At 31.5% G+C, this 13,219-nt stretch carries 6 protein-coding genes and 1 pseudogene; 6 read left to right on the forward strand and 1 reads right to left on the reverse strand.

The window, feature by feature from the left end:
• Positions 1-172: 172 nt before the first annotated feature.
• Positions 173-2,494: an ATP-dependent helicase gene (locus ETU10_RS07770; RefSeq protein WP_146311213.1), complete on the reverse strand. Its 2,322-nt coding sequence runs from the start codon at positions 2,492-2,494 to the stop codon at positions 173-175.
• Positions 2,495-2,788: 294 nt separating this feature from the next.
• Here ETU10_RS07770 and ETU10_RS07775 point away from each other — a divergent pair.
• The 6 genes and pseudogenes from ETU10_RS07775 to ETU10_RS07800 form a co-directional block, all read left to right on the forward strand.
• Positions 2,789-4,060: pseudogene (locus ETU10_RS07775) on the forward strand (malic enzyme-like NAD(P)-binding protein); the annotation flags it as partial.
• 125 nt (positions 4,061-4,185) lie between these two features.
• Complete coding sequence (gene ruvA, locus ETU10_RS07780) at positions 4,186-4,767, forward strand: Holliday junction branch migration protein RuvA (protein WP_146311217.1); 582 nt, start codon at positions 4,186-4,188, stop codon at positions 4,765-4,767.
• 12 nt (positions 4,768-4,779) lie between these two features.
• Positions 4,780-11,856, forward strand: a complete 7,077-nt coding sequence (gene sov, locus ETU10_RS07785; protein WP_246118444.1) for a T9SS outer membrane translocon Sov/SprA — start codon at positions 4,780-4,782, stop codon at positions 11,854-11,856.
• 33 nt (positions 11,857-11,889) lie between these two features.
• The gene (gene gcvH, locus ETU10_RS07790) at positions 11,890-12,267 is read left to right on the forward strand and encodes a glycine cleavage system protein GcvH (RefSeq protein WP_146311219.1); all 378 of its coding nucleotides are present in this window, start codon (positions 11,890-11,892) and stop codon (positions 12,265-12,267) included.
• Positions 12,236-12,625, forward strand: coding sequence for a VanZ family protein (locus tag ETU10_RS07795; RefSeq protein ID WP_146292930.1), 390 nt, complete (start codon positions 12,236-12,238; stop codon positions 12,623-12,625). The genes gcvH and ETU10_RS07795 overlap by 32 nt, the downstream gene beginning before the upstream one ends.
• Positions 12,626-12,855: 230 nt before the next feature.
• A complete protein-coding gene (locus ETU10_RS07800) occupies positions 12,856-13,131 on the forward strand; it encodes an RNA recognition motif domain-containing protein (protein WP_146262673.1) in 276 nt (91 codons plus the stop codon).
• The last annotated feature ends 88 nt before the right edge of the window (positions 13,132-13,219 follow it).

A 13,219-nucleotide genomic window follows, 5' to 3' on the forward strand; every position in this document is an offset into this window, starting at 1 on the left:
GTTAAATCTATAAATTTATAAATGAATTACTAAAAAAATTAATTAACATTCTAGTCTAAATAGTAATTTCAATTTAGAGAATAATTAAATTATACTAAGTAGACTTTTAAATTGAATTAAATTTACTTATCATTTTCACTACTATAAAAGTGATGTTTAATAAAATCATTCATTAATTAAGAATTTTAAGTTTAGCAAATTTCAATAAAAGTTTTTTTTCTCCTTCATTCTCAAAGTCAATTAAAGCTTTCGCATTTTCGGGATCTCCTTCTATGGATTTAACAATTCCTTTGCCAAATCGATCGTGAAGTACATGATCTCCTAATTTTAAATCTGAGAGTGATCCTCCAACAGGATGGGTTAACTTAGCATTAGATATAGGTTTCAAATTTTGTGGAGATCTTGGAGGTTCTTGTTTATTTTGATATTTAGGGTTTGGTCCTTTCGGATATCGTGGTGAAAAATCACCATCAAAAAGATCTGAATCTAAACCTGAACGATTTTTAGTAGAACCTTTAAATTCAATATTTAATATTTCTAAATGTTTATTATTAATTTCCTCTAGAAATCGGCTAGGTTCTCCATCCACAATTTTACCCCATCTAAACCGCGTGGTGGCATAAGTAAAGTAAGCTTTCTTTTCGGCACGAGTAAGTGCAACGTAAAACAATCTTCTCTCTTCTTCTAATTCTTGTCTTGTATTTAAAGACATTTGGGAAGGGAATAGGTTTTCTTCTAAACCTACAATAAAAACTACTGGAAATTCCAGTCCTTTCGCTAAATGTATGGTCATAAGAGATACTTTATCATCCTCTTCATTACCATTATCAAGATCAGAAGCCAAGGCTATATTTTCTAGAAAATAATTTAAACTAGGATCTCCATCTTCCAATTGTCTTTGCTCATCAACAAAGCCCTGCAAACTATTCATTAACTCTTGTACGTTTTCTACTCGAGATATACCTTCGGGGGTGTCGTCTTCTTTTAATGTTTTAAGAATCCCAGATGTTATAGCCACCTTCATAGCCACTTCGTAAACATCTTCAGTTTTCAGTAAAACTTGAAAACTTTTAATCATCGTCCAAAAATTGGCTAGTTTTTCAATGGTTGGTTTGTTTAAACCTATGGTTTGTCCTAATAACTCAATGTTTTCAAGAATTTCGTTAATTGGTTTGTCTTGTTGATCGGCGCCTACTATTAATTTATTTAAAGTAGTATTTCCAATGCCTCTTGCAGGGTAATTAATTATTCTTAGTAAAGCTTCTTGGTCCCTAGGGTTAACTAATACTCTGAGGTATGCAAGTAAATCCTTTATTTCTTTTCTTTGGTAAAAGGATAAACCACCATAGACTTGATAAGCGATATTTTTTTTTCTTAATGCTTCTTCAATTGCTCTAGATTGAGCATTGGTACGATAAAGAATAGCGAAATCTTTATTTCTTTTTTGTTGAGTAAGTTTTAAATTAAAAATTTCCGCGGCTACATAATTTGCTTCATCTGCATCAGAAAGAGCTCTATATAAAGGTATTTTATCACCTTCATTATTTTGCGTCCAAACATTTTTTTCAAGTTGATCTCTATTTTTAGCGATTACTTCATTGGCTGCCTCTACAATAATTTGGGTGGATCGATAATTTTGTTCTAAGGGTATTATTTTGGCATCCGGATAATCTTTCTGAAAATCTAATATATTTCTGATATTGGCTCCCCTAAAAGCATAAATGGATTGTGCATCATCACCGACAACACAAATATTCTCAAAACGTGAAGCCAGAGCTTTAACTATAAGGTACTGGGAGTGATTGGTGTCTTGGTACTCATCCACCATAATATATCGAAATCGATCTTGGTATTTTGCTAGTACTTCAGGAAACCTTGTTAATAATTCATTGGTTCTAAGTAGTAAATCATCAAAGTCCATGGCTCCGGATTTAAAACATCGTTCCACATACGCTTTATAGATTTCACCTATTTTAGGTCTCATTGCTGCTTGATCAGCTTCAATTAATTCAGGATTATTAAAGTATGCACGAACCGTAATTAAATTATTTTTATAACTGGAAATTCTCCCTAGAACCTGTTTAGGTTTATAAATGTCAGAGTCCAGTTGCATCTCTGAAATTAATTTTTTAATTACATTTACACTGTCTTGAGAGTCGTATATAGTAAAATTAGATGGAAAACCTAGTTTATGAGCCTCTGCACGTAAAATTCTGGCAAAGACGGAATGAAAAGTACCCATCCATAAATTCTTAGCCTCTGTTCCTCCTATTAGAGAAGAAATTCTTTCTTTCATTTCTCTTGCCGCCTTATTCGTAAAGGTTAATGCCAATATATTAAAAGAATCAATTCCTTTTTCTATTAGATGAGCTATTCTATAAGTTAAAACTCTAGTTTTTCCAGAACCAGCACCTGCAATAATCATTAAAGGACCTTCTGTAGTGCTAACTGCTTGTTTTTGAATCTCGTTTAAATCTTTAAATAAGTCTTTCATACCAATTCAAAGGTAATAAAATTACTTTAGTAGTTAAATTTTTAAATATAATCTAAAATTATGTATCTCCATAAATATGGTATAATTCAAGATTATTAATAAATACAATGCAATTAATCCATTTAGGATTTATTTAAATAATAATTCTTTTGCGATCATTAGTTGCTTGCATGCCATATAATTATAGCTTTTAATTAAGTTATTTAATTAAATAACTTGAAAATCTTTAACTATTGTAATTTATAAAAATATTAACTTTACGGGCTGTAAAATATAATTAAAAACAAAATAAATATGCCTAAAGACAGTAAATTAAAAGAAGAAGCTTTATTATATCATAGTTCTAAACCGGAAGGTAAAATAGAGGTTATACCTACAAAGCCTCATTCTACACAAAAAGATTTAGCATTGGCTTATTCCCCTGGGGTAGCAGAACCATGCTTAGCTATAAATAAAAATCCTATTGATTCGTATAAATATACAGGTAAAGGAAATTTAGTAGCTGTTATTTCAAACGGTACAGCGGTATTAGGATTAGGGAATATAGGTCCCGATGCCTCTAAGCCTGTGATGGAAGGTAAAGGGCTTCTGTTCAAAATTTTTGCAGGGATTAATGTTTTTGATATTGAGGTTGATGAAAAAGATCCGGAAAAGTTTATACAAGTGGTAAAAGCTATTGCACCTACCTTTGGTGGTATAAATTTAGAAGATATTAAAGCTCCGGAGGCTTTTGAGATTGAAAGAAGGTTAAAGGCAGAATTAAGAATACCTGTAATGCATGATGATCAGCATGGTACAGCAATAATATCTGCTGCCGCATTATTAAATGCTTTAGAAATATCAGGAAAAAAGATTTCAGAAGTTAAAATTGTTGTTAGTGGGGCAGGGGCTGCAGCCATCTCATGTACTAGACTATACAAGGCCTTAGGAGCAAGTGCAGAAAATATATTAATGTGCGATAGTAAAGGAGTGATATATAAAGGTAGAACAGATTTAAATGAAGAAAAACTTGAATTTGCTGTAGAAACCTCTGATAGAACTTTAGAAGATGCTATGAAAGGTAGCGATGTATTTATGGGACTTTCTAAAGGCAATATAGTATCTCCAGAAATGCTACTTTCTATGAATAGCCATCCCATAGTTTTTGCAATGGCTAACCCAGATCCAGAGATTGACTACAATTTAGCCATTGAAACTAGAAATGATGTGATTATGGCCACCGGTAGAAGTGATTATCCTAATCAAGTGAATAATGTATTAGGTTTTCCATATATTTTTAGAGGAGCTTTAGACGTTCATGCAACAGATATAAATCAAGAAATGCAATTAGCAGCTGTCAGAGCATTGGCTGAATTAGCTAAAGAACCTGTACCTGAGGATGTAAAACAAGCGTATAACATTCAAGATCTTAAATTTGGAAAAGATTATATAATACCAAAACCTTTTGATAAACGATTAATTACTAAAGTTTCCATGGCTGTAGCAAAAGCAGCTATTGAAAGTGGAGTATCAAGAAAAGCAATTACGGATTGGAAGGCTTATGAAAAAGAATTGGAAGAAAGATTAAACATCACTCCTAAAAATTCTTAATTTAAAATCACGTATAAAACAAAGAATTTTTTATAATTGTAAATTCCTTGTAATTCTTTAGTGAAAAATTATACTTATTTTCGCATAAAGATATTAATTTTATGATAACTCATTTATCAGGGAATGTATACGAATTATCCCCCTCTAGTGTAGTCATTGACTGCAATGGAGTGGGATATTTTGCTACTATAAGTCTGCAAACGTACACTGCTTTACAAAATCAAAGCAAAGTACATTTATATATACAGGAAATAGTTAGAGAAGATGCTTACTTGTTGTATGGATTTTCAACTAAAGCAGAAAGAGAATTATTTAACTTGCTTATAAGTGTAAATGGATTAGGACCAGTCTCAGCTATTATGATGCTATCATCCATGTCTTCCTCAGAAATAGCCTCTGCCATTTCCAATGGCAATAACCTAGCTTTACAAAAGATTAAGGGAATAGGTGCTAAAACAGCTCAAAGAATAATATTAGATTTAAGAGATAAAATCATCCATTTAGATTATTCAGACAGCTTAGAAAAAGTATCAGGCAATAAAACTAAAATTGAAGCGTTAAATGCACTAGAAGTATTAGGTATATCCAAAAAAATATCTGAAAAATTAATGGATAAAATTTTAGATAGTAACCCTGATATTGATTTAGAAGACCTTATTAAACAAACTTTGAAAAATTTATAAACAGAGAATACTTTGAAGAAAATTCATTATTGCCTATTTTTTTTTATTTTTCTTTCCTTAGGAATAAATTTCCTTTGGTCGCAAGAAAATAATGACAAATCAATCTCCGATCAAGATCAAAGCTTGAAACTTGAAGATCCTATTAATTATGAAGCTTATTACGATTATAAAACGGGGGGATATATACTGTACCCTAAAGTAGGTGGTGTAGTTGTGGGTACGCCTATAACTATGACGTCAGATGAATATACTCAGTATGTCATTCAAAAAAAATTAGACGATTATTATAAAGATCGTACCCGACAACAAGATGAAATTGGTAGAGCACAAAAAGAAAATAGAAAATCTGAAAATAAATCTTTTATTCCACAATTAACAGTAAGATCTAAATTATTTGAAAAAATTTTTGGCGGTAATAAAATTGAATTAAGACCTTCTGGATATGCGTCTTTTGATTTGGGGATTTTATACCAAAAAATTGACAACCCACAATTATTACCTCAAAATAGACAGAATTTCACGATTGACATTAAACAAAGAATACAATTAAGTTTACAGGGAAGTGTAGGGAATAATGTTCACCTAGGAGTTAATTACGATACACAAGCAGGGTTTGATTTTGAAAATAGAATAAATTTGGCTTGGAAACCAGGAGGAATCAATGGAGGAGAGGATAATATTGTTAGAAATATTGAATTTGGAAATGTAAGTATGCCCTTAAGCACAAGTTTAATTACAGGTGCTCAATCCCTTTTCGGGGTTAAAGGTGAATTTCAATTTGGTAACACATCATTGACCACGGTTTTTTCAGAACAGCAATCGGAAGCTAGAAATATTACTGTACAAGGCGGAGGTATTATTAATACATTTAATATTAAAGTTTTGGATTATGAAGAAAATCAACATTACTTTTTAACCCATTACTTTAGAAACCAATACGATAAATCTTTAGAGAATTATCCAGTAATAGGTTCTACTATAGATATTACCAGAATGGAAGTTTGGAGAATAGATTTAGGAAATTCTAATCTTCAAGAACAACATCCTATATTAGCACTTAGGGATTTGGGAGAATCGAATTCTCTAATGGAAATGCCAGATAACTCCAATCAAGGCGTTTATACTTCCATAACAGCACTTGGTAATTCTATTAGAGATGTATCCACCGTTTACAATGCTGTAAATGGAGTAGCTCTTCCAGACTATCAAGGAAATTTAGTCAATTATGCTAGCGGAGAAAATTTTGTAACTAACCGTAGAGTAAAAAAATTAGCAGAATCAGAATTTACCTACGATAAACAGTTAGGATATATATCATTAAATCAAAAACTGAATAACGATCAACTTTTAGCAGTAGCATTTCAATATACAGACTCTAGGACACCGGGTAAAATTTATAAGGTTGGAGAATTTTCAACAGAACAGTCCGGCGTATTAGTGGTTAAATTATTAAAACCGAATCAAGTAGTTTCTACCCAGTCTCCCATGTGGGATTTGATGATGAAAAATATTTATTCTTTGGAGGCAAATCAAATTACTCCGGAAGATTTTAGACTAAATGTCCATTTTAAAGATCCATCACAAGGAAAAATTAATTATATACCAGATCCTAAGGTTCAAAACCAAACCCTTATACATTTATTAAATTGGGATCGATTAAATCAAAATAACGATTTAACACCCAATGGTATAGGGGATGGAATTTTTGATTATGTTGAAGGAATAACCATTAATTCAGAAAAAGGCAAGCTAATTTTTACAAAGATTGAACCCTTTGGGAATTATTTGCAAAGTAAATCTGTCGCTTCTCAATACGTTTTTAAAGAATTATATTCAAATTTAAAAAACAGTGCAGTTGTAACAGCAAATCCATTAGCAAACCGATATACCATTGAAGGACAGTTTAAAGGAACTATTGGAAGCGGAATTTCCTTAGGTGCCTTTAATGTTCCAAGAGGCTCTGTGACCGTAACCGCTAACGGTCAAACATTGGCTGAAGGAGCAGATTATGTGGTGGATTATCAGATGGGTACTGTAACTATTATTAATGAAACTTATAAAAATTCTGGAGTCCCGATTAATATAAGCCTTGAAAATCAATATGCCTTTAATCTTCAGAAAAAAAGGTTTATGGGGTTGAATGTAGAGCATAAATTCAGTGAAGAATTATTGGTAGGTGCAACCTACCTAAATTATAAGGAGAGACCATTAACATCTAAAGTGCAATATGGTTCAGAGCCAGTGAACAATTCCATGGTTGGTTTAAATTTAATGTTTAATAAGGAAATGCCTTTTCTAACCAAATTGGCAAATTTATTTCCGGGTGTTAAAACAGAAGCCAAATCAAATTTAAGTTTAAAAGTGGAAGGGGCAGCATTACTACCGGGAGAAAATTCAACCATAGGAGATCAATCTTACATAGATGATTTTGAAACTACCTCGTCAAAGATAAGTTTAAAAGATCCCGCTTACTGGGGTATAGCTAGTAAGCCAGAATTGTATGGAGAATTTAGCCCTGCCTTGATGAATGATATTAGAAATGGAGATGGAAGAGCTTTAACAAGTTGGTATAATATTGATCCTAGATTTTATGGAGTAGGAGGAGGACAACCCAAAGGTATTAATACCGATGCACTCTCACTACACCTACAAAGAAGAGTAAGTTACAGGGAGATATTTACAAATAGAGATTATATTGCAGGAAATGAAACCTACTTAAATACATTTGATATTTCCTTTTATCCACAACAAAGAGGACCTTATAATTATAATCCTTCCGAATTGGGAGCTTTTACCAATTATGAAACTAGATGGGGGGGATTAATGAGACCTATAACCGTAACCAACTTTATAGAGTCGAATATAGAATACCTTGAATTTTGGATGATGGACCCTTATGCAGATAGCAAGTTTCCAGAATCAAATCCATTGGGTGACCATCCAGAATTATTGATACATTTAGGAAATGTATCTGAGGATGTATTGAAAGATGGATACATGTTTTACGAAAATGGTATTGTAGAGGATGAAAGTCAGTTAACTTATTCTAAACTTGGAAGACAGCCCAAAAATTATCCCCTACTTTATACTTTTGACACAGAAGGAGAAGCCAGAAGGAGACAGGATGTAGGGTATGATGGTTTGATGAGTAGTGAAGAAGCTGCATTTTATGAAAGTATTGGAGTTGATATCGGAGATTATGCCAATTATATCAATCCAATAACAAATTTATTAGACCCAGCCGCAGATGATTTTGTATTTTATTTGGATAGTAATTGGGATTCAGCCGCTGATGGTAAATCGATTATTGAACGTTATAGATATTATAGAAATTTAGAAAATAATTCACCCTCAAATTCAGTAGACGCAGCAACGGCTATTCCAGATTCTGAAGACTTGAATAGGGATTTTAATTTAGATGAAACAGAAGACTATAACCAATATAAACTAAGTTTGACCAATTCTGATTTAAGGGATCCAAACAATAAATACATTGCAGATAAAAAAGTTTGGGAATCAACTTTACCTAACGGAAAAAAAGGAGTTAATACATGGTATTTAGTTCGAATTCCAGTTTCAGATTTTGGTTCTACCGGTAGGGAAGAAATTTTAAACAATGTACGTTACATAAGAATGATGATGAAAGGGTTTACAAATACTGCAACCCTACGTTTTGCAACTTTGGATTTGGTTAGAAGTGATTGGAGGTTATACGACAGAGATATCTCAGATCTTAGTGGAGCTTCGGGAGAGGTAAATCAAGAAGGAACTATTTCCGCAGCACCAATTGATAATGTAATTATAAGTTCCGTTAATCTTGAAGAAAATTCAACAGCCAGACCACCTTATGTGATGCCTCCTGGTGTGAATAGAGAAGTACTTGGTAGTATAACAGGAACTCAAATGCAAAATGAAGCATCTTTAAAATTACAAGTTAAAAATTTACAAGAATCTGAACCAAGAGGAATTTATAAGAATGTTTCATTAGACATGAGACGTTATAAAATGTTAAAAATGTATGTTCATGCCGAAGATATGTTAAATACTTCAAGTAACATCTACGACAAAGACACCAAGTTCTTTATAAGACTTGGAAGTGATTTGTCTGACAACTACTATGAATATGAAATTTCTCTTAAATATACGCCAGCCTCATCAAGTGCCAATCCGTTGGAAATTTGGCCAATAGAGAATACCATAGAGCTAGCTTTAAGTGATTTAGTAGCGGCAAAAAGTGAGAAAGATAAATTATATCCTTACAATAGTAATATAAGATACAGAAGTACCATTACAGGAGAAGATAATAAAATTATTTATGTGAAAGGTAGACCTTCTGTAGGTCAAATATCCTCTATTATGATGGGGGTAAGAAGCACCTCTGGAGGTAGTAAGAATGTTATTTTATGGTTGAATGAGCTACGGTTGACAGATATTGACAATGAAGGAGGGTATGCAGCCAATGCTAGTTTAATGTTCAATCTGGCAGATTTTGCACAAGTTTCTGCTACTGGAACTTACCAATCTGTAGGATTTGGAGCACTGGATAGTAAACCCAGTGAAAGAAGCCAAGACGAAACTAAGCAATACATGGTGAATGCTTCTGTGAATGTAGATAAAATGTTACCAGAAAAATGGGGGTTAAAAATACCGGTAAGTGTTAGTATAGCAGAAACCTATATTGAACCTAAATACAATCCTTTGGATAACGATGTAGAATTAAAAAATGATCCTCGCAAAAATGAACTTAAAAAAATTGTAGGTACTTACTCAACTCAAAGAAATGTATCTGTAACTAATTTAAGAAAAGAAAAAGTAAACAGATCCAAATCAAAGTTCTATGATATTGAAAATTTCGCACTTTCATTTTCCTATTCTGTAGATTATAGAAGAGACATTTATACTTCTTATTACATAAATAAAGATTTACAAGCATCATTGAACTATAATTTCACACCTAAAGGAAAATATTACCAACCATTTAAAAAATTAGCAATAGTACAAGACACAAGCAGGTTTGCAAAATATTTAAAATTACTAAAAGAGACCAATTTCAACCCTATTCCTGTTAGAGTTTCCTTCAGAACAGATATAGCCAGAACCTATAATGAATTCCAATATCGAGATATAAACGCCTATTTAAATGGAAGTTCCAACAATTATCAGCCAAGTTTTGCTAATAATTTTCTTTTTGGCTGGCAATACAATATAGGTTTCAATTTAACTAAATCCTTAAAAATTGATTATTCATCAGCCACACGAACAATTTTAGATGAAATGGGAGGAGGAATGCCCGATCAGAACATGATTTGGAACAATATATTAAATTCAGGCAGACCCATCAATTACAATCAAAAGTTACAAGTAAATTATAAAGTTCCCATTCATTTACTTCCTTATATGGATTTTACATCTTTAGAAGTGGGGTATACAGGTCAATACGATTGGCAGACTGGTTCTACTGCTTATCTTGAATATGACCTAAATAATACAGATCCAAGAAAAAGAAGTTTAGGAAATACTGCACAAAATGCACAAACCATAAATATTATGGGAAGTGTAGATTTTAACAAATTTTATAATTACTTCCCGGCATATAAATCCTTTGAGGAAAGAAAAAGAAAAAGACAATCAGAAATTGACTCCCTAAATAACGTTTATACAACTAACTTTTCATTAAAGAAACCAAAGCCTTTTAGGTCTTATAAATTAAAAAATAAATATAAACCTACCGATTATTTGTGGATGATAGCTGGTGGATTTAAAAGAGGCCAAGTTCAAGTGAATGAAAATAGGGGAACTATTTTACCTGGATTATTATCTTCGCCTAATTTCTTTGGAGTAGGTAGCTATGCCGGATCTACGAATGGACCTACTTTTGGGTTTTTATTCGGTTCTCAATTTGATTTAAGAAATAAAGCAGTAACAGAGGGATGGGTTTCTCTCAATGAATATATGACAAACCCATATGTTAGAACCGAAAATTCTCAGATTACCGCTAATCTGCAATTGGAGCCCATCAATCGTTTACAGATTGATTTAAATATCATGAGAAATCATCAAAAGACTCTATCCCAATCTGGGTATAATTTAGTAGATCCAATTACGGGGCAAAGATTAAATACTTACGAATCACAATCAGCTATGTTTAGCTCCACCGTAATTTCAATATCAACCGCATTTAAATCATCCGACTACGTATATAATAAGATGATTGAAAACTCAAAAATTATATCTGGAAGAGTAGCTGCCTCTCAAGGTAGACCAATGATAGATTCAAATAATGATGGTTATATTGACGGTTATGGACTCTCTAATTCAGCGGTATTAATGCCATCCTTTGTATCTGCTTTTACCGGTAAAAATCCAAATCAACAAGGCTTAGGATATAAAAGAGGAATACCGGTTCCCAACTGGGCATTGTCTTATGGAGGATTAAAAAATATTCCGTTTATAAATTATTGGTTCCAAGAATTTAGAATTAATCATTCTTATATTTCAAACTATACGATTAACGGAGTAGAAACCAATCCAGACTATTACGCCAATCAATCGATGTCAGCCGGAACAAATATGTCAAATTTATACAATTACTATAATTATGGTACAGTAGTCATGTCTGAAGGCTTTAGTCCTTTAATAGGATTTGACGTTACTATGAGAAACAACATACAGATAAGATTATCTTACAATAAGGATAGAATTTTCTCATTAGGTTTAACCAACTATACCTTACAAGAAGACTACGGAAATGAAGTTGTATTTGGTTTAGGATACATAGTTAAGAACCTAAAACTAAATATGCGTTATAGAGGAAATACTAAATCTATTGTTGGAGATTTAAATATAAGAGGAGATATTTCTTTAAGAGATAACAAAACAGTGGTAAGACGTATTTTAGATGAAGATTCACAAATTACTGGAGGTCAAAATTTAGTATCAATTAAATTTTCGACGGATTATAACTTTACTAAAAACTTTAATTTAAAATTCTTCTATGAACAAATGATTACTAAATATAAGATATCTACTGCTTACCCACTTTCAACCATAAGGGCTGGATTGAGTGCGACCTTTACATTTGGAAATTAACTATATTTGTAAATCATCTAAAAATAAGAAAAAATGAATAACTTGAAGGATTTATGGTTTACCGATCAGCACCAGTGGATTAGAATTGATGATAATATCGCCTATATTGGGATTACAGACTATGCGCAGAATCAGTTAGGGGATATCGTTTATGTAGATATTGATACGGTAGGAAAAGTTTTAAATCCAGGAGATGTTTACGGTACAGTTGAAGCGGTAAAGACCGTTTCGGATTTATTTATGCCCATAGAAGGTAAAATTTTAGAAATTAATAATGAGATCGAAAATTCTCCAGAATTAGTCAATTCAGACTCTTACGGAAAAGGATGGATCATTAAAGTAGAGTTAACAAAGTTATCATCAACAGAAGGGTTATTAAATGCTGAAGAATATAAGAGTTTGGTTGCATAGAAATCAAGCCTTTTTAAGAATAGTATTATATTCATATTTTCTATTATTAACATGGTTATTGTTAAGAGGAAATTCTCAGATAGATAATATATCTATAAAAATAATTTCTACATTCTATAATGATAAGGTTATACATACCACAGTTTTTTTTATCTTATTTATATTAGGAAGGTTTGCATATCTGCATAAAAAACCTATAATTTTTTTAATACTGTTTTCATTGTATGGAATCCTAATTGAAATTCTACAAGAATTCATGAAACTAGGGAGGACGTTTGAGTATTTTGATATACTAGCTGATTTTATAGGTTGTTTGTTAGGTTTGTTAATTGCAAGATTAATAATTGGTTTTAGATAAATTCACTTAATGTAAATATAATTATTATAAAAAATTGTAATTCTTATAAATCCCCTTAAGTAAATTATAGGAAATTAAAAACAATACCAATAATTCAATTTTAAATTTTCTAAAATTATTTGCTTATTATAAAATAAAAATATGTAAATTAGCGCATTGAGATTTTTGAAACTTATTATTAATTCTAAGTTAAGACGGTCACAATTTTTATCAATTTTTAAAATTTTTATATGAACATTTTTATTTCCAACCTTAATTATAGGTTGACCAGCGATGATTTACATGACTTATTTTCTGAATATGGAGATGTACAATCTGCTAAAATCATAAATGACAGAGAAACAGGTAGATCAAGAGGATTTGGTTTTGTTGAAATGTCAGATGATGAGGCAAATACAGCTATTGAAGAATTAAATCAAAGAGAGATTGACGGTAAAGTGATTAACGTTGCTGAAGCAAGACCAAAAGATGACAGACCTAGAAATAACTTTAGAAGAAATTATTAATTTACTTTAGTATATAAGTAAAATATTTAATATATAACTTTAATAAATATTTCTAAAAAAAAACCTGCTAAAAGCAGGTTTTTTTAAT

Source organism: Apibacter muscae, assembly GCF_007845595.1.
In the GTDB taxonomy this organism is placed as follows: domain Bacteria; phylum Bacteroidota; class Bacteroidia; order Flavobacteriales; family Weeksellaceae; genus Apibacter; species Apibacter muscae.

What these genes read in the sequence shown, in the direction of transcription:
- ETU10_RS07800 (WP_146262673.1), top strand. Translation starts at nt 12,856, where the DNA reads ATGAACATTTTTATTTCCAACCTTAATTATAGGTTGACCAGCGATGAT.
- ETU10_RS07770 (WP_146311213.1), bottom strand. Translation starts at nt 2,494, where the DNA reads ATGAAAGACTTATTTAAAGATTTAAACGAGATTCAAAAACAAGCAGTT.
- ETU10_RS07795 (WP_146292930.1), top strand. Translation starts at nt 12,236, where the DNA reads ATGCTGAAGAATATAAGAGTTTGGTTGCATAGAAATCAAGCCTTTTTA.
- ruvA (WP_146311217.1), top strand. Translation starts at nt 4,186, where the DNA reads ATGATAACTCATTTATCAGGGAATGTATACGAATTATCCCCCTCTAGT.
- gcvH (WP_146311219.1), top strand. Translation starts at nt 11,890, where the DNA reads ATGAATAACTTGAAGGATTTATGGTTTACCGATCAGCACCAGTGGATT.